Source organism: Streptomyces sp. NPDC001933 (assembly GCF_042890955.1).
In the GTDB taxonomy this organism is placed as follows: Bacteria; Actinomycetota; Actinomycetes; order Streptomycetales; family Streptomycetaceae; genus Streptomyces.
The window spans coordinates 63,761-84,358 of record NZ_JBIASS010000008.1 but is presented as its reverse complement, the minus strand read 5'-3'; the positions used below and the strand labels follow the sequence as shown (position 1 = coordinate 84,358).

Sequence of the window (20,598 nt, the reverse complement as noted above, 5' to 3'; positions counted from 1 at the left end):
CAAACCACCAGTAGAATCCGGACACGTGACTGCTGTGTCTGCGAAGCCTCGCATCCCCAATGTCCTGGCCGGCCGCTACGCCTCCACGGAGCTGGCCGTCCTCTGGTCCCCCGAGCAGAAGGTGAAGCTGGAACGCCAGCTGTGGCTGGCGGTGCTGCGCGCTCAGAAGGACCTCGGGATCGAGGTTCCGGACGCCGCGCTCGCCGATTACGAACGTGTCATCGACCAGGTCGACCTTTCCTCGATCGCCGAGCGCGAGAAGGTCACCCGGCACGACGTCAAGGCCCGGATCGAGGAGTTCAACGCCCTCGCCGGCCACGAGCAGGTCCACAAGGGCATGACGTCCCGGGACCTCACGGAGAACGTCGAGCAGCTGCAGATCCGGCTCTCCCTGGAGCTGATGCGCGACCGCACGGTGGCGGTCCTGGCCCGGCTCGGCAAGCTGTCGGGCGAGTACCGCGAGCTGGTCATGGCCGGCCGCTCCCACAACGTCGCCGCGCAGGCGACCACGCTCGGCAAGCGGTTCGCAACTGCGGCCGACGAGCTGCTGGTGGCCTACGGACGGCTCGAGGACCTGCTGGACCGCTACCCGCTGCGGGGCATCAAGGGCCCCGTCGGCACGGCGCAGGACATGCTCGACCTGCTGGGCGGCGACGCCGGGAAGCTCGCCGACCTCGAACAGCGCATCGCCGCACACCTCGGCTTCTCCCAGGCCTTCACCTCGGTCGGCCAGGTCTACCCGCGCTCGCTCGACTACGACGTGGTGACCGCGCTGGTCCAGCTGGCCGCGGCCCCGTCGTCGGTCGCCAAGACGATCCGTCTGATGGCCGGGCACGAGCTGGTGACCGAGGGCTTCAAGCCGGGTCAGGTCGGCTCGTCCGCGATGCCGCACAAGATGAACACCCGGTCCTGCGAGCGGGTCAACGGCCTGATGGTGATCCTGCGCGGATACGCGTCGATGACTGGTGAGCTGGCGGGCGACCAGTGGAACGAGGGCGACGTGTCCTGCTCCGTGGTCCGCCGGGTGGCGCTCCCGGACGCCTTCTTCGCGTTCGACGGTCTGCTGGAGACCTTCCTGACGGTGCTCGACGAGTTCGGGGCGTTCCCGGCAGTCGTCGCCCGTGAGCTGGATCGCTACCTCCCGTTCCTCGCTACGACCAAGGTCCTGATGGGCGCGGTGCGCGCGGGTGTCGGCCGTGAGGTAGCCCACGAGGCGATCAAGGAGAACGCGGTCGCCTCGGCCCTGGCCATGCGCGAGCAGGGCGCCGAGCGCAATGAGCTGCTCGACAAGCTGGCCGCCGACGACCGCATCCCGCTGGACCGCGCGCAGCTCGACGCGCTGATGGCCGACAAGCTCTCCTTCACCGGCGCCGCGGGCGACCAGGTCACGGCGCTGGTCTCCCGCATCGAGGAGATCGCCAAGCAGCACCCCGAGGCCGCCGCATACACGCCGGGCTCCATCCTCTGACGGCCACGACCACCGCCGGATGACACCCGAAGAGCTCCAGGCCGCCCGCGACCGCACCGTTCCCGATGTGGTCGCGGGCGGCCTGCGTGTGCTGTTCTGCGGGATCAACCCGAACCTGATGACGGGGGCGACGGGCCACCACTTCGCCCACCCCGGCAACCGGTTCTGGCCGGTACTCCATCGGTCGGGCTTCACACCGCGGCAGTTGAAACCGGCCGAACAGAGCGAACTGCTGCGATACGGCCTCGGCATCACCAATGTGGTCGCGAGGGCCACCGCCCGCGCGGACGAGCTCACCGCCGAGGAGTTCCGCGAGGGCGGTCAGATCCTGGTAGCCAAGGTGGAACTGCTGCGACCACAATGGCTGGCGGTCGTAGGGGTCACGGCGTACCGCACGGCCTTCGGCAGGCGTACCGCACGGATCGGCCCACAGGACCACGCAATCGGCGGCGCCCGCGTCTGGGCCCTGCCCAACCCCAGCGGCCTCAACGCCCACTGGACCGCTCAGACAATGGCGGAGGAGTACGGCCGCCTCCTCGCCTGCGTCGACCACAACACCGCCGACCCCGCTTTCCCCGCTACCCCCGCCAATCCCGCCGATCTCACCGATCCCGCGGAAGCCACCTGACACGCCTGGCGCCACAGCCTCCGTTCCCGGCATCAGGTCTCGACCGCACCGAACGTCTCCCCGAACGTCGTTCCGACCGACGGCCGACGGCCTGCTCAGGTCACGGCGGATCGATCTCCGTCACCACAACGTTCAACTCACACCCCGGCCCTTCCTCCTCCAGGTAGAGACCGATGCCGATCCACCGCTCCTCGATCCTCCAGAGCTGGAGAAACTCGCAGCCCGCAACCGTATCGGCCCATGCCTCCGGTATCTCCTCGCCGGCGGTCATCCGCTCCTGTGCACTCCACAGGCTGATCGCCTGCGGCTCACCCCAGCGACCGGCGAGCAGTGTCAGCAGGGCGTCATGCTCCGCGAGGCACTGGGCCCGGTGTTCCAGTCGCCGCACCTCGTCGTCGTCCCAGTGATCGACGTCCGCATGCAGGGACGCCGTGTGGTAGCCGGGCCCGCTGACTCCCGAGCCTGACCGGATGCGCTCCGTGGGAAAGCCCGAGGTGCGCATCGTGTCGATGAGGCGGAGGTGATGTGCGGTGGTCATGCCGCCAGTAAACCGTGCAGCACTGACAAGCCGCTCCTCGCCATGGCCTTTGAGGTGCTTTCAGCCGCCTTGAGCCGTATTGGATCGTGGCAACCGGCTACGCGTCCCTGCGCCGGAGCGCCCACCAGCCCGCCAATAGGGCAGCCACCGCCCAGGCCGCTGTCACCGCGAGCCCGCCCCACGGTCCGAGACTTCCCTCGGGGTTCTGGTGGAGCACCAACTGTCCTGCCCGGTCCGGTAGATACTGCGCAACTCCGCCTGCGACATCACCGACCACGAAGGAGACTATGAGGACGAACGGGATGAGCAGGCTGAGCACGGCTACGGCGCTGCGCAGCACAACGGTCAGTCCGGCGGCGAACAGGGCCATCAGCGCCAGATAGATCCCGCCCCCGAAGGCCGCCCGCAGCGCGCCCGGCTCCCCCAGGTCGATCGCGTACTCGCCCATGAACAGCTGTCCCACCAGGAAGGCGCCGAAGCTGGTGACGAGGCCGACGACGAGTGCCGGCGCTCCGACGAGGGCGATCTTGGCAGCGTAGAAGAGATTGCGGCGTGGCACGGCGGCTAGCGATATACGCAGGGCTCCGTTGAGGTACTCGGACGAGATCGCGGTCGCTCCGAAGCTGATGGCCGCGATCTGGCCGAAGTTCAGCGCGTAGAAGGCGTCGAAGACCGGTTCGGCGTCGACATTGTCCGCCTCGGCCTGGCCGACCGTGGAGAACGCGAGCAGGGTGACGGCAAGTGTCACGGCGAGGACGGATATCAAGGATCCCGTGACGGACCGGACCGATCTGATCTTGATCCACTCGGAGCGCAGTACTGCGGTGGTCGACATGGTCAGGCCTCCTGACGGTTGGCGGATGAGGTCGGCGCCGATGCGAATTCCGTGGCGTCGGCGGTGAGGTCGAGGTAGGCCTGTTCCAACGTGGCCTGCTCATCGACGAGTTCAAGGACAGGAATGCCTTCGGCGGCGGCTATCGCACCGACCTCCCCTGCCTTCGCGCCCTCGATGGTCCATGAGCCGTCCTCGCCCTGCGCGGGGTCATATCCCTTGCGGATGAGGACATCGCGCAGCCGCGTGGATTCGGTCGTCCGCATCCGTGCGCGGGGCTTGCTGCGGGAGTCCAGGAAGTCCTGCATCGGCAGGTCGGCGAGGAGCCGGCCCCGGCCGAGGATCACGAGGTGGTCGGCGAACGACGAGGTCTCGTTCATCAGATGGCTGGAGACCAGGACCGTGCGTCCCTCGCGGGCAAGCCGCTTCATCAGCTCACGGATCCAGATGATGCCTTCCGGATCGAGACCGTTGGACGGCTCGTCCAGCAGCACGACCTCCGGCTCGCCCAGCAGGGCGGCCGCTATGCCCAGCCGCTGTCGCATGCCGAGTGAGAAGGTCTTGATCCGGGTTCCGCCGACCTCGCTGAGGCCTGCCTCTTCCAGAACCTCCTCGACCCTGCGCGCACCGAGGCCGTTGCTGACCGCCAGGGCGAGCAAGTGGTTCCGCGCGGTGCGCGAGCCATGGGCGGCCTGAGCGTCCAGCAGGGCGCCCACCCGACGCAGCGGATCGTTGAGCGCGGCGTAGGGCTGCCCGCCGATCGTGGCCTTGCCGCCGGTGGGCCGGTCGAGGCCGAGGACGAGTCTCATGGTGGTGGACTTGCCCGCGCCGTTGGGACCGAGGAAGCCGGTGACGCGCCCCGGGCGCACGCTGAACGTGAGGTTGTCCACGGCACGGGTCGTGCCGTATGCCTTGGTGAGCTTGTGGACGTCGATGCTGGTCATGTCCTCAGCCTCGCCGTCTCGTCCGGGTCCCCGCTTCCCTCGCGCGTGGGGATCGTCTCCCTCTCGCGGGGGAGCCGCCGCACGCATGCGGGCTGGCACGATGGCTGCATGTTCCGCCTTCTGCGCCCGCTCGCCGCATCTGTCACCTACACCCGGTGGCTGCATCTCCTCATCCCGGGTGCGGGCTACAGCGTGTGGTTGTTCATTTCGCCGGATTCCCCATGGGCGCCCATGGTCTTCGCGGTACCGGTCGGTCTGGTGCCCGGTATGCGGCTGGCCGAGGGGGTACAGGCACAACTTCTGCTCGCACCGGAGGAACGAGGCAAGGCTGATGCCAGTATCTCCGCGGCCACGGCCGCCACTTGGGGTGACCGCTGGAGAACCGTGCTGTGGCTGGAGATACGAATGCTGCTCGCCGTTCCCGTGGGGTACGCGACGGTGTGGCTGTCGGCAACCGCGGTGGACCTCGTCCTCACCGCCTCCGGCAGCGGCCCGAGCGATCAATGGCTGGTCCGCGGGGTGGAGCCGCACTGGTGGTATGCCCTGCTCTCCCCTCTGCCCCTTCTGCCGCTGCTCGCCGTCGTCGTGTTGAGCGGCCGGCTGATCACCGAGGCTGCCAAGCAGCTTCTCGGCCCCTCGCCGGTGCAGCGGCTGACCGCTCTGGAGGAGCGCACCGAGCAGTTGCTGGAGCGCAACCGCATCGCGCGTGAGCTGCATGACTCGATCGGGCACGCGTTGACGGTCGCGGTCGTACAGGCCGGCGCGGCCCGGGCTGCACACGACCCGGAGTTCACAGAACGGGCCCTTGCCGCGATCGAGGAGACGGGCCGGGACGCGCTCGACGATCTGGAGCGGGTTCTGCGGGTGCTGCGCGAATCGGGGCCGCCCGTAGGGCAACGGCCGACGCTCGTGGAAGCGGACCGGCTCCTGGACTCCGCGCGCGGCTCGGGCGCGAAGATCGACGCTGACGTGTCAGGTCCGCTGGAGCAGGTTCCGGGCGCGGTCTCCCGCGAGGGATATCGCATCCTTCAGGAGTCCCTCACCAATGTGCTGCGTCATTCGGGTACGGTTCCCGTCCGCGTGCGGATCACCGTCGCCGACGGCGGGCTGGAGTTGGAGGTGACCAATCCGCTCAGTGCCGCGATAGCCGATTCGGCAGCGGTGCCGGGCGGCGGGAGCGGACTGCGGGGCATCCGGGAGCGGGCCGCGCTGCTGGGCGGAAAGGCCGAGACGGGTCCGCACGAAGGGGAGTGGCGCGTTCGTGCCAGGCTCCCGTTGGACGGCCTCAGGGCTGCCCCTTAGCCCTTCGCCCATCAGTGCGGCGGCGCGGCGTCGAATGCGGCAGGTCGCGAGACAGGGGGCGTCGGCACACCGGGTGCGGGCGGGTGTTCCGGCGACGCGGCGAGGTGCCGCAGCTGTCGTCGTGCGCCCGCCAGGGGGTGCGGGACAGCGCTTAGGGTGGCCCAATGCCGGTTAGCGTACTTCTGGTCGACGACGAGCCCCTCGTCCGCGCGGGGTTGCGTGCGGTCCTTGAGGCCCAGCCTGATATCGAGGTGGTGGGCGAGGCGGGCGACGGCGCCGCCGTGATCCCTCTGTTGCATCAGCTGCGCCCCGATGTGGTGGCCATGGATGTCAGGATGCCGTTGATGGACGGGATCGAGGCCACCCGGGTGGTGCTGCGTACGGTGCCTGATCCGCCGAAGATTCTTGTGGTGACCACCTTCGAGAACGACGAGTATGTCTATGAGGCGTTGCGTGCCGGTGCGGACGGTTTCCTCCTCAAACGTGCCCGGCCTGCCGAGATCGTGCATGCCGTGCGCCTGGTCGCCGAAGGCGAGTCGCTGCTCTTCCCGGCGGCGGTCCGGCAGCTCGCCGCCGAGTACGGGACGAGCAAGGCGCGCGCGGCCATGGACCGGGCAGCCCTGACCGAGCGGGAGTCCGCGGTCCTGCGGCTGATGGCCCGTGGCCTGTCGAACGCGGAGATCGCTGCCAAGCTCGTGGTCGGCGTCGAGACGGTGAAGACCCATGTCAGTGCCGTACTGGCCAAGTTGGGCGCGAGGGACCGTACCCAGGCGGTGATCGCGGCATATGAATCCGGGTTCGTCGCCCCGGGCTGAATTCCCGGCTCCTGGGAACCGCCTCGCGGCCCACGGTCGCCCCGCACCTGGGCAGCGAGTACCATCCGCCTGACATGCGCTAGAGCTGGGAGGACACACCGTGGGCCGGCTGACCGGTGGGGATCCGTCGCTGTTGCGACGCATCAATTCCGCGGTGGTACTGCATGCCCTGCGAGGTGCCGACTCCCCGACCCTGACGGACCTGACCCGTATCACCGGACTCTCCCGTCCGACGGTCGAAGGTGTCATGGAGGGGCTCTTCGAGGCCGGGCTGGTCGTCGAGTCGGGGCCCGACGGGGGCGAGACCCGGCGCCAGGGGCGGCCGGCCCGCCGGTTCCGGTTCCGTGCCGAGGCCGGGCATCTGCTCGGCATCGAGATCGGCCCGCACCGCGTCTCCGCGCTGCTGTCGGGGCTGGACGGCCGGATCATCGGCGCGGGCGCCCGCGAGGTGTCGGAGACCGCCGGCGCCGATGACCGGCTCGACAAGGTCAGGGCCGTGGTGGCCGACCTCCTGCGGCGGACGGGCGTGGCCAGGAGCAGTCTGCGCGCGGTCGGGGTCGGCAGCCCCGGCATCGTGGAGGCCGACGGGACGGTCCGGCTGGGCACCGCCCTGCCCGGCTGGACGGGTCTCGCGCTGGGCGAGCGGCTGAGGCGCTCCTTCCGCTGCCCGGTCCTGGTGGAGAACGACGCCAATGCCGCGGCGGTCGCGGAGCACTGGAAGGGCGCGGCCACCGAGTCCGACGACATCGTGTTCGTCCTGGCGGGGCTGAGCCCGGGTGCCGGTTCGCTGATCGGTGGACGGCTGCACCGCGGGTTCGGCGGTGCGGCGGGCGAGATCGGCGCGCTGCATCTGCTCGGCCGTGAAGTGACTCCGGAGCGGCTTCTGTCCACGACGGACACCCCGCTGGATCCGCTGGACGAGCCCGCGGTCGCCGATGTGTTCGCGGAGGCCCGGCGCGGCGATGCCCGGGCTCAGGCCGCGGTCGAACGCTTCATTCAGCGTCTGGTGCACGATGTGGCGGCGCTGGCGCTGGCGCTGGACCCCGAGCTCGTGGTGGTGGGCGGCTGGGCCACCGGGCTGGACGATGTGCTCGATCCGCTCCGCAGCGAGCTGGCCCGCTACTGCCTCCGGCCGCCACGGGTCACGCTGTCGCTGCTCGGTGAGGCCGCGGTGGCCACCGGTGCGCTACGGCTGGCGCTCGACCACGTGGAGGAGCAGCTCTTCGCGGTGGAGGGAACGGTGACGGCCCGCCGCTGACTGCGACGGGCCGTGCACACCGGCGAACGGTGCCTGCCGGCGGACGGTACCTACCGGCGCGGACCGGTGGAGCCGGCTCCGGTCAGGAGGCCCGGCGTTCCTGGTCGTGGTGGCTGATCTCCAGGTCTCCCGAGTCACCGAAGGTGAGCCGGCAGGTGTCGGCCCGGTACGTGGCGACGGAGAGCGCGGCGGTACCGCCCGCCGCGAGGTAGCGGGTGGTGACGACGAGCACGGGGGCGCCGGGCAGCCGGTCGAGCTCCTTGGCGTCGTCCACACGCGCCGAGCCCAGCTCCACCGACCGGTCCTGGCCGTCGAGGCCGAGACGGTGCAGCTCGCGCAGGACACGGCGGGCCCGGGCAGGACCGGACGGAGCGTCGATCGCGGAGAGTTCGGGCACGGATGACGACGGGACGTACAGGAACTCCGCCGCGACGGTCTGCCCGTTGGTCACCCGGATCCGGCGCACGATGTGTATCAGCTCGTCGGCTTCCACGTCGAGCACGGCCGCCACCGACGACGGCGCGACCGCGGTGGAGCAGTCCACCGGCTGCCAGGCCTCGGCCGGACCTCCGCCGGACCAGTCCCGCTGTGCCGTGGAGACGGCGACCCCGACGCGCGGCGGCGCGACGGTGGTCCCGACGCCGCGGCGACGCTGCAGCCTTCCTTCGAGTTCGAGCTGTTCCAGAGCCTGCCGGAGCGTGGCTCGGGCGACTCCGAACCGGGCGGCGAGCTCGCGCTCGTTGGGCAGGATCTCCCCCACCGCAAAGTCCGAGTCGAGTGCCTCACTGAGCACGGTCTTGAGGTGCCAGTACTTCGGCTCCTGCACCGATTCCAGCTGCGTCGTCCCCACCCTGTCCTCCGCAATCACCCAGCGGCTATTCCGCGACGTTATTTATTAAAGGTTCCTGTCTTAACGTTGAGACCATAGGACGGTACACACCCTTGGTCAAGACCAATCCTCGGTCGGTCACGCAGGGAAACGGGTCTCTGCCGCAGAGCGTTCACAGGACGTTCGTGGCGCCGTGAGGCGAACGCAGCAAAGAGCCCCACGACCGGGCAGGACGCGGGGCTTCGGACAGGCGCGACGAAGGGCCGGGCGGCCAGGGGCCGGCTACTTCTCCGGGAGGTCGCGGAAGTGGGTGAGCTTGTCAGGGTTCCGCACGATATATACGCACTGGATGAGCCCGTCCTCGATGTCGAGCTGAACGACCGAGTCGACCTTTCCGCCCAGGAGCAGCAGCAGGCCGGGTCCGCCGTTGAGTTCCAGCAACCGGTGGTCGAGGGCATCAGCCTGGTCGTGGGCGACGGCGAAGAGGAAGCGGCCGACCTTGTCGGCGCTCTCGATGATCCGCAGCGGCGCCCTGGACTTTCCGCCGCTGTCCCCGACGAGCCGCGCGTCGGGGGCGAGCAGGGCCAGCAGTTCCTCGATGTCGCCGCCCGCCGCCGCGGCGAGGAACCGCTCGGTGAGGTCACGGCGTTGCGCCGGGTCGACGTCGTAGCGCGGTTTGCGCTCCTCCACATGGCGCCGCGCACGTCCCGCCAGCTGGCGCACCGCGGCCTCGGTCCGGTCGAGGGCGGCGGCGATCTCCGCGTACGGGAAGCCGAACGCCTCGCGCAGCACGAAGACGGCCCGCTCCAGCGGCGACAGGGACTCCAGGACGACCAGCACGGCGACCGATACGGAGTCGGCCAGCACCGCCTGCTCCGCGGTGTCGGGCACGGACGGTCCGAAATCGGTGACGACCGGCTCCGGCAGCCATGGCCCGACGTACGCCTCGCGCCGCGACTGCACCTGGCGCAGCCGGTCGATGGCGAGGCGGGTGATGATCCTCACGAGAAAGGCGCGCGGCTCCCGCACGTCCTCGCGGGACGCGGAGGACCAGCGGAGCCATGCCTCCTGCACCACGTCCTCGGCATCGGCGATCCGGCCCAGCATGCGGTAGGCGACGCCGGTGAGCACGGGGCGGTGGCTCTCGAAGACATCGGTCGCGGTGTCGGCTGTCACTCCCCCATCCCAGCCGACCTGTCGCACCCTGTCCAGCGCGAATCACCGGCCCCTCTTGAACTGCGGGCTACTGAACGGTAATTGTTATTGACGAGACGTCTAAGTCGCCTTCAGGCATGGCCCCTTCATGCCGGATCACCCCGGGAGCACCAGCATGGCCACCACGGTCTCGTTCAGCGTCGACTCATCGCAAGGGCCCCGGACGGTGTCCGTGGCCTATGGACGGACGGGCGCCGGCGAGCCGCTGCTCCTGCTCCACGGCATCGGTCACCACCACCAGGCCTGGGATCCGGTGCTGTCCGTGCTCGCCGTGGAAAGGGACGTGATAGCCGTCGATCTCCCCGGCTTCGGTGTCTCGCCGGAGCTGCCCGAGGGTCTGCCGTACGACCTGCCGACCATGGTGAAGGTGCTCGGCGCCTTCTGCGACGAGCTCGGTCTGGACCGGCCCCATGTGGCCGGCAATTCGCTCGGCGGTCTGCTGGCGCTGGGGCTCGGCCGGGAGAAGCTCGTACGGTCGGTGACGGCGCTGTCCCCCGCCGGTTTCTGGACCGAGGGCGAACGCCGCTACGCGTTCGGGACGTTGCGGGCCATGCGGCGGGCCGCGTTGTCGATGCCGGTCCCGCTGATCGAGCGGCTCTCGCGCAGCGCGGCCGGGCGCACGGCGCTGACCAGCACCATCTACGCCCGGCCCGGCCGCCGTTCATCCGGTGCCGTCGTCGCGGAGACCCTTGCCCTGCGCGAGGCGACCGGCTTCCATCAGACGCTCGCCGCCGGGGGAAGTGTCGCGTTCACCGACGACGTGCCGGGACTGCCCGTGACCGTCGCCTGGGGCAGCCGGGACCGGATCCTGCTGCGCCGGCAGGGAATCAGGGCCAAGCACACCATCCCCGACGCCCGGCTGGTCCGGCTTCCGGGCTGCGGTCATGTGCCGATGAACGACGATCCGGCGCTGGTGGCACGCGTCGTTCTCGACACGAGCCGCTGACGGCGCACCGGGCGCCGGATCCGTACTCCGGGCCGCTTCGCTCCGCGACAGGACACCCGATCCGAGGGCGACCCCCAGCCCGACCAGAAGGCTGCCGCCGACCTGTGCGAGGCCGTACGAACCGGCGCCGACGAGTGGTGCGGTCAGCGCGGCGGAGACGGGGATCAGGCCGGAGAAGAGTGTGGCGCGCTCGGCGCCGATGCGCTGCATGCCCATGTACCAGCAGACGAAACCGATCACCGTGACCACGGCTGCCTGCCACAGCAGCGCGAGCGCCTCCGCCGTGGTGGGCGTCCGCAGCACACCGCTGCCGTCCAGGACCAGGCCGAGGCAGACCGACTCCGCGGCAGCGATGGAGCAGACCGTGGCGGACAGCAGTTTCGGTCCGAGCGGTCGCAGGACCGGCACGGCGAGGACGGCGAAACCGACCTCGCCCTCCAGCGCGCCGACCGAGCAGAGGATGCCGGCCAGGTCCGTACGGCCCCAGCCCTGGACGACGAAGGCCCCGGCGGCGACGAGCGCGGCTGCGTACAGGACCGTACGCGTGGGCCGACGGCGGTCCACGAGTGGCGCGAGTACGGCTACGAAGATCGGGGCACAGCCCACGAACACTCCTGGAACGGCGGGTTCCGCAGATCGTTCCGCGCCGAGCACGGCGAGGTTGAAGCCGACCATTCCGATGGCTGCCAGCAGCGCGAGGCGTCCCCACTGGCGCCGGGTGAGCGTGCGCAGCACGGCAGTCGGCCGGGACCGCTCGTCCCGGGCCAGGAGGAGTACGAGCAGGAGCGCCGCGAGGCCGTAGCGCAGCGCCTGGCCGCCCGCGTACGGATACTCGCCCAGGACACTGTTGGCGGTGAAGGAAGCACCCACGAGGATGCAGGCGAAGGCGGCCAGGAGCGCCCCGCGCAGAGAGCTGACGTTCATGGAATCGACGCTAGGCAGCCGGGCGGTCCGGTTTAAGGTCCACTTTCATGATGTCTTCGCAGACCAATTCGCGGTCGGAGCGTTCTCGGGACGGGGAGTCCGCCACCGCCGCCTGGGAGTTGCTGCTTCCGGCCGCCGCGGAGCCGGCCCGCAGGCGCGGTCGTGCCCTGCAGTCGGCCCTGCGCGAAGCCGTGCGTTCCGGCCGTCTCGTTCCGGGTACGAGGCTGCCGTCCAGCCGTGCGCTCGCCGCCGATCTGCGGGTGTCGCGGGGGCTGGTCACCGAGGCGTACGAACAGCTCACGGCCGAGGGCTATCTGCGCAGCGGGCGTGGTGCGGGCACCTGGGTCGGCGAAGGGGTCCGTGCTCCGGTGGCGGGGGCGCGCGATCTCGCTCCGCGTGCAGCGGACGTGAGCGTGGACTTCCGGCCCGGAACGCCCGATCTTTCGCTGTTCCCGCGCAGTGCCTGGGCCGCCGCCCACCGCTCGGTGCTCGGCCGGCTGCCGCACGGCGCGCTCGGCTATCCCGATCCGCGCGGGCTGCCCGGTCTGCGGGACGCCCTGGCCGCCCTGCTGTCCAGGCGCCGTGGGGTGGTCGCGGATCCGGAGCGCCTGGTGGTGTGTTCCGGCGTGGCGCAGGCGACGACTCTGCTGGGGTTCGTACTGCACGGGCGCGGAGTGCGGACCGTCGGTGTCGAGGATCCAGGGAGCCCCGAACACTCTGCGCTGTTCGCGTCCGCGGGCATCACCACCATCGGTCTGCCGCTCGACGACGAGGGGCTGGTGACCGCGCCCCTCGTGCGCTCGGGAGTGCGCGCCGTGGTCACCACGCCGGCGCACCAGTTCCCCACCGGGATCGCCTACTCCGCCGCCCGTCGCGGCCGGATTCTGGAGTGGGCGCGCGCCACGGACGGGCTGATCGTGGAGGACGACTACGACGGCGACTTCCGCTACGACCGCGCACCTGTCGGAGCGCTGCAGGGGCTCGACCCGGAACACGTCGCGTACACCGGCTCGGTGAGCAAATCGCTGGCTCCCGGGCTCCGGCTGGGCTGGCTGCTCGCACCGGCGGCCATGACCGACGAGGTCGTCGCCCACAAGCGCACGATGGATCTGGGCAATCCGGCCGTCGACCAGGCGGTCCTCGCCGACTTCATCACCCGGGGCGGCTACGACCGGCAGCTGCGCCGCTGTCAGCGCGCCTATCGCGAGCGTCGCGACACCCTCACGTCGATGCTGGCGGAGCACTTCCCAGGAACCGAGGTGAGCGGCATCGCCGCGGGTCTCCACATCATCGCCGCGCTGCCCGAGCGGTACGGCCCGGAGCCGGTGTTCATGGCGCGCGCGGCCGATGCCGGAGTCGCCCTGCGGCCGCTGGGTGCCTGCGGCACCGTGACGGGCGAGGACGGGGCGGTGCGCCTGGTGCTCGGTTACGCCCATCTGGCGCCGACCGACATCGAGCGGGGCGTGCGTCTGCTGGCGGCGGCGCAACGGGACGTGGGAGGACCGGCCACAGGCGGGGGCCGTGGCCGGGTGTTCATCTGAGGTTGGTGTGCGCGCCGCCGACGGGAACAAGGGTGGAGTCGATCGACCTGCCACCCGTTCGTCCCGCCGACCACGCCCCGGAGGCGCCTCGATGTCGTACGCTCCGCGTTTTCCGTCCCCCGCCCGCCGCAGTGTGCTGCGCGGTTCGCTCGCCGCGTCGGCCGCGCTCGCGCTCCCCGCGGTGGGCGCGGCTGCCCCCGCCTTCGCGTTGTCCGGTCGGCCGCGCGCGGCGTGGGGTGTGCAGGTGGGCGATGTGACCTCGTCGTCCGCGCTGGTCTGGGTGCGGTCGGACCGGCCGGCCCGGATGATCGTGGAGACATCGGCGACGGAGTCGTTCCGGCGGGCCCGCACCTGGCACGGTCCGCTCGTCGGTTCCGGCACCGACTTCACCGGGACGACTCCGCTGTACGGGCTGCCGCCGGGCGAGCAGGTGCACTACCGGGTGACGCTCGCCGATCCCCACGACCCGCGCCGTACCGGGGAGCCGGTGCACGGGACCTTCCGGACGGCCCCCGCCCGGCGTCGCGACGGGGTGCGCTTCCTGTGGTCGGGCGACATCGCGGGACAGGGTTGGGGCATCAACCCGGACATCGGCGGCTACGCGGTGTACGACGAGATGCGCCGCCTCGATCCGGACTTCTTCCTGTGCAGCGGTGACAACATCTACGCGGACGGGGTGATCGAGCCGAGCGTGACGCTGCCCGACGGGCGGGTCTGGCGCAATGTCACCACCGAGGAGAAGGCGAAGGTCGCCGAGACCCTCGCCGAGTACCGCGGGAACTTCCGTTACAACCTGCTCGACCACAACCTCCGTGAGTTCAACGCACAGGTCCCGTCGATCGTTCAGTGGGACGACCACGAGGTGCGCAACAACTGGTATCCGGGGCAGATCCTCGACGACACCCGGTACACCGAGAAGAACGTGGATGTGCTGGCGGCCCGTTCGATGCGGGCGTTTCGCGAGTACTTCCCGGTGTCCACGCTGCACTCCGCGTCCGGGGAGGGCCGGATGCACCGCGTGGTGCGCCACGGCCCGCTGCTCGACGTGTTCGTGCTCGACATGCGGTCCTTCCGCAATGCCAACTCCCCCGGCCGGCAGCCCGACGACACGACGGGCATCCTCGGTGCCGAGCAGCTGCGGTGGCTCAAGCACGAGCTCTCCCGGTCCCGCGCGGTGTGGAAGGTGATCGCGGCGGACATGCCGCTGGGACTGGTGGTCACCGACGGCTCGACGGACTTCGAGGCGGTCGCGCAGGGCGATCCCGGGGCCCCTCTCGGCCGTGAGCTGCAGATCGCGGAACTGCTGCGGTACATCAAGCACCGCCGGATCACCGGCACTTTGTGGCTGACCGCGGATGTGCACTACACGTCGGCGCAGCACTACGAGCCCGAGCGTGCGGTGTTCAAGGACTTCGCGCCGTTCTGGGAGTTCGTGTCGGGGCCGCTGGCCGCAGGTCAGTTCCAGGCGAACGCGCTCGACGCGACGTTCGGTCCCGACCGGGTCTTCGTGCGGGCGCCGGACCGGGCGAACGTGTCGCCGATGGAGTCGCCGCAGTACTTCGGGGAGGTCGACATCGACGGCGACAGCGGCGAGTTGACCGTGCGGCTGCGGGCGCAGGGCGGCTCCGTACTGTTCAGCAAGGTGCTGCAGCCGGGGCGCGTCGGTCAGTGAACCGGCGCCCGGCGACCGGCCCCCGGGCGATGACCGGGGGCCGATTGTCAGTGGTGGGATCTACGGTTTTTCCATGACCCGATCCGTTCAGGCATTGGCCTACGCACGCCCGTCCGCCCTGGAGCCCTCGCAGTCGGGGCAGCTCCTCGGGCTGGAGACCTCCGGTGGCCTCACACCGCGGGGTGCCGAGTCCCATCCCCGGTTCTTCTCCGGTTTCCTCGCCTCGCCGGGGATCGCCGCCCGGGGCCTGCTCGCGGTGGCGGACGTGGCGTCCACGCGCTACTACCAGCGCACCCTGCCCGCGTCGCTCGACCCGGTGGTGACGGGCAACGGCGACCGGCTGCGCTTCGAGTCGTTCTCCGGCTGCTGTGGGGTGTACGCACGCCTGGATGTGCTGCAGGACGGTCTGGACGGGGCGCGGACGGGGCACGGAACGACGAATGTGGATGTCAACAATCCGCTGCGGGAGGCGCTTTCGCGGATAGCGGGTGACGATCCGCTGCATCTGCGGGTGGGTCCGGACGAGATGGCCGTCACCACGCTGGACGGCCCGGTCGTGGAGAAGAAGGTGCCGCTGCCCGACCGGTGGCTGCGCGGCTTCGCCGAGGCCCAGGTGGTGTCGGCCGGATTCGATCTGCGGGCCGAGCTGCCGGCCGCCGAGGCCGTCCGGTTCCTCCGTTCGCTGCCGCGTTCGGGGAACGCCTCGCGGGGCGCCCGGTGGGTGGTTCCCGCCGGGAAGACGCTTCGGCCGACGACCCGGCCGGTGGCCGGGGCGGTGTGCCTGCCGGGACCGGAGCGGTTGGTGGCGTTGCAGCGGGTGCTGCGTCATGCCACGTCGCTCCGGGTGTACGGGCCGGTCACCGACGGGGCGGCGACCGCGAGTGCCTGGGAGGTCGTGCTGCCGGGCATGCGTCTCACGCTGACGCTCTCGCCCGATGCCTCGCGCGGTTTCTCGGGCGAGGGCGGTGTGCTCGACGCGCTGGCCACCGATGACGCGGCGGCCGACGCCGAGTTGGTGTCCGTGCTGCTGGCCTGGGAGCCCCGGATCGACACCGCCGACCTGGCGGAGCAGTCGGGTCTCACGGTGGAGCGGGTACGGGCCGCGCTCACCCGGCTGGGGACGGCGGGCCGGGTCGGCTACGACCTCGCGGACGCGGCCTACTTCCACCGCGAGCTGCCCTACGACGCCGACCGGGCCGAGCGGCACAATCCGCGCCTGGTGGCGGCCCGGCAGCTGGCCGGCTCGGGTGCGGTCGTGCTCGACCAGGACGTGGCGGCCGTGACCTCGGGAGAACGCCGCTATCAGGTGAGGGAGAAGGACGGAATGCTGAGCTGCACCTGCCAGTGGTGGGCGGACTACCGAGGACGGCGGGGCCCGTGCAAGCACGCCCTGGCCGTCCGTATGGTCCGTCGCGGCGCTCCGGTCGCCGGGGGTGTGCGATGAAGGAGCTCCTCACCGCAGTACGGGAATTGCGCGCACACGACGTGCCGGAAGTGCTGGCCGGGATGGACCGGGCGGAACGCAGAGCGGCGCTGGCCGAGCTGAAGGCGCTCCGGAAGGAAGTGCGCAGCTGGAACTGGGACAAGCAGGACCGGGTCCGCAGGGCCCTGCTGGTGGCCGGGGCGGGCTGCCACACCGGCGCCGCGGGATGCGCCTCCTGGATCGGCGGACGGGATCTGGCCGGCTGGAACCGCCAGCCCTTCCCGCTGGTCCTCGCGGCCTTGGCGGACCGTGACCCGGAGTGGCTCGGTGACGTCGCGCATCGGCTGGCGGCCCGGCCCGCGACCGCGCAGACCATGTACGAGCTGATCTCCGGGCTGGTGAAGAAGGCGCGGTGTCCCGTGCCCACGACGGATGGTTTCGTGCTGGGCTGGGCCGAGGCGATCTCGATGGCGCAGTGGCATCGGCGCAAGAAGCGGCCACTCGTCGAGGTGCTCCGCAGCGATCCGTACGCGCCTGCTCTTCTGCCGCGGATCTTCGAGGTGCCGGAGCTGCCTTCGCAGATGCTCTGGCCCGACGATGCGAACGACCCGTGTCAGTGGGCCACCACCTTGGCCGCGCTCCCGGAGGAAGGCCTGCTGGAGCGGTCGGTACTCGTCGACGGTTGCGCGACCCGGCTGTTGCGTGGCGGAAAGCTCAGCGAACTGCGCTTCTTCCTGGGGCTTCTGCGCAAGCTCGAACTGACCGAGCAGGAGGAGACCGAGCGGCTCGCGGACTGGATCGGGATGGCCGCCGAGGGCGCCTCCACCGTGGCGGGCCACGCCCAGGGGGTGCTCACCCGGCTGGACGGACGCGGTGAGCTCACCGTGCGGGCCCTGGCGGACGTCTCGGCATCGGTGCTGTTCCGCACCGAGAAGAAGCTGGTGCGGTCCCAGCTCGTGCTGCTCGGCAAGGTGTTGCGCCGCGATCCGTCGGCGGCCGACGAACTGCTGCCCGTCGTCGCGGGTGCTTTCGAGCACGAGGACATCGACATCCAGGAGCGGGCCCTCAAGCTCGTGGCCCGGTATCTGCCCGCCGCCGGGACCCCGGTACGGGAAGAACTCGCCCTGTCGGCCGCGCTGCTGGGGCCGGCGCACCGCACGATGGTGGCCGAGGTGTTCGGCGGCCCGGCGGCCGGGACGCCCGGCAGGCAGGAGTACGAGGAGCTGTTGCCCCCGGTTCCGGACGCGCAGCTCCTCGATCCGGCACCTGCGACGCTGCCCGAACTGGTCGAGGAGGTGGTGACGCTGATCAGATCGGCGACGCCGGACGTCACCGCGTTCGAGCGGGCCCTGGACGGGCTGGTCCGCCATGCCCACAGCGACCGGTCGGCGTTGACGGACGCGTTGCGTGACGCGCTGGCGGGTGAGTGGTGGCTCGAGAACGAACCGCCGTCGCAGACCGAGCGGCAGCTTCGCTCGGACGTGGAGATCAGGCTCGTCGTGGCCACGCTGCTCGGACGGGTGTCGGCACGGGCCGTGCAGGAGGAGCGCGCTTCCTGGACCGGCACCGGGACCTGCGTCCACGCCGCGCTGAACGGGATCCTGAGGGCCCGGCTGTGGGAGGCGGCCGACGCGGTGCTGAGCGGCTCCACTCCGTTCCTGCTGGCCGTCCCCACCTGGCACACCGGCTCGCTCGACCCGGCGGTGCTGGTCGAGCGGCTGCGCACCTGTCAGCGGCTCGGGGTGCGGCCCGGCGAGGCCGACTTCGCCCAGGCCCTGCTGCGGGTGCGGCGCGGAGATCAGCACGGGGCCGCGGAGGCGGCGGCACTGCTCGGCACCCCTGAAGGCGACCGGCTGGCCGCATGGCTGCGGGCCGACGAGCCGCTCGCGCGGGTGCACCGCTTCGATCTGGAGAAAAGGGGCCGGGAGGGGCAGACGGTCGTACGGTCGTCCCGCGCCCTGATGGCCAGCCAGGAACGCCCCTTCATCCAGGAGGAGTTCCCTCGTTCCTTCCACTGGCTGGGCCGGCCGCAGGTTCCGGAGCATCGCCACTGCTACCACTGGGACGATCACCCGGACCAGTGGACCGCCACCCTGCCCGAGGACGCCGAGACCCTGGCCGCCTGGCTGCTGCCGAACGTCGCGACCGGTGTGATCGAGGAGATACGGGACACCCTCGGGCCGCTCGTACTGCTCGCCGAACTCGACGCGCCCGCGGGCGAGGCCGTCCACCTGATGGTGGCGTACGCGCTGGGGGCTCGGCACCCGGAGGACCGGCTGTCGGCGGTGGACGCCCTGCTGATGCTCGCCACCCGGCAGCAGCTCGACGCGGTGCTGCTCGGCGAGCAGCTGGCGGACCTCCTCGGAAACGGTCTGATCAAGCCCAGCCGCCTCGCGGATTCCGCCCGTACCGCAGCCGCCACCGGCGCGTACCGGACGGTGCTGTCCGCGCTGACCGGCGCCCTGCCGGGGCTGCTGGCGCAGGAGAAGGCGCCTCGTGGACTGGGCGACCTGCTCTCCGTGGCCGCCGAATGCGTGGAGCACTGCGGTGCGGTGGGTGGCGGGGAGCCGATACCCGGGCTCGCCGAAACGGCCGCGCGCGGCGGATCATCGCAGCTGGTACGTCAAGCAGTCCGGCTGAAGGCCGCCTGGGAGCAGGACTCGGATCGGGCGTGACAGCCCGGTGCCGAAGCGGCCGCACCACAGTCCACCAATGCGACGAAAGCGGGCGATAAGGGACTAGATCCACACTTAACCCATCAGTCACAGAGTGTTCGTGGTCAGGCAACAACACTCGGCCAGAGTGAAGCCATGACTGATGTGACATCCGCGAAGACCGCCCGCCGCTCCCACCACTGGCGACGGGACGTGACCGAGCTCGCCGCACTGTTCACCGCGGTCGCGGTGGCCGACGCCATCGCGAACCTGATCGGACACCAGCCCGACGGACCGTACCTGCTGATCGCCTCGGCCGTGGCTCTGGCCGTGACGGCCGCGTTCCACACCTGGTGGGCCCGGCGCCACAGCCACGCCCCGCCGCCGACCGGTACCGGCCTCCCCGCCGAGGGGGACGGCAGCAGCACAGTCCCGGGCCACGGCACCGACGTCGTCACGACCGTGCCGGTGGACACGCCCACCGGCACGGGACCGGCGCCGTCCCCCGAGGACACGGCGCTGTGGCGGATGCGGACCACGGTGCGGGACACCCCCGGCAGCCTGGCAGCACTGTGCGGTGCCCTCGCCCGGCACCGGGTCGACATCCTCACCCTGCAGACGCACCCGCTGTCCCGTGGCACGGTCGACGAGTTCCTGCTGCGGGCACCCGCCCCGCTCCAGGCTCAGCAGCTGAGCCGGGCGATCTCCGCCGCCGGGGGCAGTTCGACCTGGATCGAGCGGGCCGACACACACGATCTGGTCGACGCCCCGACGCGCGTGCTGAGCCTCGCCACCCGCACCGCGCTGGACGCGGCCGAGCTCCCCCTCGCGCTACGGCAGTTGCTCGGCCGCTGCACCATCCACTCGCTGCCCGCCGTCTCGGTCACCGGCCGGGCGACCGGTGAGACCGCACCCGTCGAAGGAGTGCTGGAGGAGACGGTGATGCGGCTGCGCGACCCGTCCGGGGGTGCCATCACCATCGAACGGCCCTATCTTCCGTTCACGCCGACCGAGTTCGCCCGCGCCCGTGCCCTGGTCGAGCTCGATGCCCGGCTCGGCCCCCGCGTCCCGCGCAGCGAGCACGTGCTCACCCTGCCCGAGGGCAACGACATCACCGTGCGCCGCGCGGACCGCGGTGACCTCTCGGCAGCACGTGCGATGCACGACCGCTGCTCCGAGCGAACGCTGCGACTGCGCTACCACGGGCCGGTCCACGACGCCGACCGCTACCTGGACCACCTGCTCAGTCCCCGCTTCGGCCGCACCCTGGCCGTGCAGACGGCCTCGGGCCGCCTGGTGGCGCTCGGCCACCTCCTCTGGGACGGCGACGAGACCGAAGTGGCCCTCCTCGTCGAGGACGACTGGCAGCGCCGCGGCATCGGCTCCGAGCTCCTGAGCCGCCTGGTGGCGCTCGCCGTCGAGGCGGGCTGCGACAGCGTCTACGCCGTCACCCAGTCGTCCAACACCGGCATGGTCGCGGCCATGCGCGCGCTGTCGCTGCCGCTGGACTACCAGATCGAGGAAGGCACCCTGGTCATCACCGCCCGGCTGGACGCGACACCGGTCCGCTCACTGCCCCCGTACGAGCAGGCCGGTCGCTGACTCCTCG

At 71.0% G+C, this 20,598-nt stretch carries 16 protein-coding genes and 1 pseudogene; 11 read left to right on the top strand and 6 right to left on the bottom strand.

Annotation, left to right across the window (positions count from 1 at the left end; translation table 11 throughout):
- Positions 1-25: 25 nt before the first annotated feature.
- Positions 26-1,468, top strand: coding sequence for an adenylosuccinate lyase (gene purB, locus ACFYY7_RS20875; RefSeq protein ID WP_388663365.1), 1,443 nt, complete (start codon positions 26-28; stop codon positions 1,466-1,468).
- A gap of 19 nt (positions 1,469-1,487) precedes the next feature.
- Positions 1,488-2,096, top strand: coding sequence for a G/U mismatch-specific DNA glycosylase (gene mug, locus ACFYY7_RS20870; protein WP_388663363.1), 609 nt, complete (start codon positions 1,488-1,490; stop codon positions 2,094-2,096).
- Between the two features lie 100 nt (positions 2,097-2,196).
- Here the strand turns inward: mug and ACFYY7_RS20865 are convergent, their stop codons facing one another.
- The 3 genes from ACFYY7_RS20865 to ACFYY7_RS20855 all read right to left on the bottom strand — a co-directional run bounded on the left by ACFYY7_RS20865 (position 2,197) and on the right by ACFYY7_RS20855 (position 4,410).
- Positions 2,197-2,634, bottom strand: coding sequence for a hypothetical protein (locus ACFYY7_RS20865; protein WP_388663362.1), 438 nt, complete (start codon positions 2,632-2,634; stop codon positions 2,197-2,199).
- A gap of 97 nt (positions 2,635-2,731) precedes the next feature.
- A complete protein-coding gene (locus ACFYY7_RS20860; protein ID WP_388663360.1) occupies positions 2,732-3,469 on the bottom strand; it encodes an ABC transporter permease in 738 nt (245 codons plus the stop codon).
- A 2-nt stretch (positions 3,470-3,471) separates the two neighbouring features.
- Positions 3,472-4,410 carry an ABC transporter ATP-binding protein gene (locus ACFYY7_RS20855; protein WP_388663358.1) on the bottom strand — a complete coding sequence of 313 codons (939 nt, stop codon included), beginning with the start codon at positions 4,408-4,410 and terminating at the stop codon, positions 3,472-3,474.
- Positions 4,411-4,518: 108 nt separating this feature from the next.
- Between ACFYY7_RS20855 and ACFYY7_RS20850 the strand changes: the two genes are divergently transcribed.
- The 3 genes from ACFYY7_RS20850 to ACFYY7_RS20840 all read left to right on the top strand — a co-directional run bounded on the left by ACFYY7_RS20850 (position 4,519) and on the right by ACFYY7_RS20840 (position 7,785).
- Positions 4,519-5,712 (top strand): sensor histidine kinase, encoded by a 1,194-nt coding sequence (locus ACFYY7_RS20850; protein ID WP_388663357.1) that lies wholly within the window; start codon positions 4,519-4,521, stop codon positions 5,710-5,712.
- A 164-nt stretch (positions 5,713-5,876) separates the two neighbouring features.
- On the top strand, positions 5,877-6,527 hold the full coding sequence (locus tag ACFYY7_RS20845; protein WP_388663355.1) for a response regulator: 651 nt from the start codon (positions 5,877-5,879) through the stop codon (positions 6,525-6,527).
- Positions 6,528-6,627: 100 nt separating this feature from the next.
- Positions 6,628-7,785 carry an ROK family protein gene (locus ACFYY7_RS20840; protein WP_266735366.1) on the top strand — a complete coding sequence of 386 codons (1,158 nt, stop codon included), beginning with the start codon at positions 6,628-6,630 and terminating at the stop codon, positions 7,783-7,785.
- An 82-nt stretch (positions 7,786-7,867) separates the two neighbouring features.
- Here ACFYY7_RS20840 and ACFYY7_RS20835 read toward each other — a convergent pair whose 3' ends face one another.
- Positions 7,868-8,635, bottom strand: a complete 768-nt coding sequence (locus ACFYY7_RS20835) for a GntR family transcriptional regulator (protein WP_388663353.1) — start codon at positions 8,633-8,635, stop codon at positions 7,868-7,870.
- A 261-nt stretch (positions 8,636-8,896) separates the two neighbouring features.
- Positions 8,897-9,790, bottom strand: coding sequence for an RNA polymerase sigma factor SigJ (gene sigJ, locus ACFYY7_RS20830; RefSeq protein WP_388663351.1), 894 nt, complete (start codon positions 9,788-9,790; stop codon positions 8,897-8,899).
- A gap of 154 nt (positions 9,791-9,944) precedes the next feature.
- On the opposite strand from sigJ, the gene ACFYY7_RS20825 reads away from it, so the two are divergent.
- Positions 9,945-10,775, top strand: a complete 831-nt coding sequence (locus tag ACFYY7_RS20825; RefSeq protein ID WP_388663350.1) for an alpha/beta fold hydrolase — start codon at positions 9,945-9,947, stop codon at positions 10,773-10,775.
- A 75-nt stretch (positions 10,776-10,850) separates the two neighbouring features.
- Here the strand turns inward: ACFYY7_RS20825 and ACFYY7_RS20820 are convergent.
- Positions 10,851-11,699, bottom strand: a pseudogene (locus ACFYY7_RS20820) (DMT family transporter); the annotation flags it as partial.
- A 47-nt stretch (positions 11,700-11,746) separates the two neighbouring features.
- Here ACFYY7_RS20820 and ACFYY7_RS20815 point away from each other — a divergent pair.
- The 5 genes from ACFYY7_RS20815 (at position 11,747) to ACFYY7_RS20795 (ending at position 20,591) form a co-directional block, all read left to right on the top strand.
- Entirely contained in the window at positions 11,747-13,240 is a 1,494-nt protein-coding gene (locus ACFYY7_RS20815; protein ID WP_388663348.1) for a PLP-dependent aminotransferase family protein, read from the top strand.
- Positions 13,241-13,331: 91 nt separating this feature from the next.
- The gene (locus ACFYY7_RS20810; protein ID WP_388663346.1) at positions 13,332-14,912 is read left to right on the top strand and encodes an alkaline phosphatase D family protein; all 1,581 of its coding nucleotides are present in this window, start codon (positions 13,332-13,334) and stop codon (positions 14,910-14,912) included.
- 73 nt (positions 14,913-14,985) lie between these two features.
- Positions 14,986-16,356: an SWIM zinc finger family protein gene (locus tag ACFYY7_RS20805; RefSeq protein ID WP_388663344.1), complete on the top strand. Its 1,371-nt coding sequence runs from the start codon at positions 14,986-14,988 to the stop codon at positions 16,354-16,356.
- Complete coding sequence (locus tag ACFYY7_RS20800; protein WP_388663343.1) at positions 16,353-19,010, top strand: DUF6493 family protein; 2,658 nt, start codon at positions 16,353-16,355, stop codon at positions 19,008-19,010. Before ACFYY7_RS20805 ends, ACFYY7_RS20800 begins: the two co-directional genes overlap by 4 nt.
- Positions 19,011-19,145: 135 nt before the next feature.
- Positions 19,146-20,591, top strand: a complete 1,446-nt coding sequence (locus ACFYY7_RS20795; RefSeq protein ID WP_388663341.1) for a GNAT family N-acetyltransferase — start codon at positions 19,146-19,148, stop codon at positions 20,589-20,591.
- Positions 20,592-20,598: the final 7 nt, after the last annotated feature.

What these genes read in the sequence shown, in the direction of transcription:
- ACFYY7_RS20825 (WP_388663350.1), top strand. Translation starts at nt 9,945, where the DNA reads ATGGCCACCACGGTCTCGTTCAGCGTCGACTCATCGCAAGGGCCCCGG.
- ACFYY7_RS20815 (WP_388663348.1), top strand. Translation starts at nt 11,747, where the DNA reads ATGATGTCTTCGCAGACCAATTCGCGGTCGGAGCGTTCTCGGGACGGG.
- ACFYY7_RS20795 (WP_388663341.1), top strand. Translation starts at nt 19,146, where the DNA reads ATGACTGATGTGACATCCGCGAAGACCGCCCGCCGCTCCCACCACTGG.
- ACFYY7_RS20860 (WP_388663360.1), bottom strand. Translation starts at nt 3,469, where the DNA reads ATGTCGACCACCGCAGTACTGCGCTCCGAGTGGATCAAGATCAGATCG.
- ACFYY7_RS20850 (WP_388663357.1), top strand. Translation starts at nt 4,519, where the DNA reads ATGTTCCGCCTTCTGCGCCCGCTCGCCGCATCTGTCACCTACACCCGG.
- ACFYY7_RS20800 (WP_388663343.1), top strand. Translation starts at nt 16,353, where the DNA reads ATGAAGGAGCTCCTCACCGCAGTACGGGAATTGCGCGCACACGACGTG.
- ACFYY7_RS20810 (WP_388663346.1), top strand. Translation starts at nt 13,332, where the DNA reads ATGTCGTACGCTCCGCGTTTTCCGTCCCCCGCCCGCCGCAGTGTGCTG.
- ACFYY7_RS20855 (WP_388663358.1), bottom strand. Translation starts at nt 4,410, where the DNA reads ATGACCAGCATCGACGTCCACAAGCTCACCAAGGCATACGGCACGACC.
- ACFYY7_RS20805 (WP_388663344.1), top strand. Translation starts at nt 14,986, where the DNA reads ATGACCCGATCCGTTCAGGCATTGGCCTACGCACGCCCGTCCGCCCTG.
- mug (WP_388663363.1), top strand. Translation starts at nt 1,488, where the DNA reads ATGACACCCGAAGAGCTCCAGGCCGCCCGCGACCGCACCGTTCCCGAT.
- ACFYY7_RS20845 (WP_388663355.1), top strand. Translation starts at nt 5,877, where the DNA reads ATGCCGGTTAGCGTACTTCTGGTCGACGACGAGCCCCTCGTCCGCGCG.
- ACFYY7_RS20865 (WP_388663362.1), bottom strand. Translation starts at nt 2,634, where the DNA reads ATGACCACCGCACATCACCTCCGCCTCATCGACACGATGCGCACCTCG.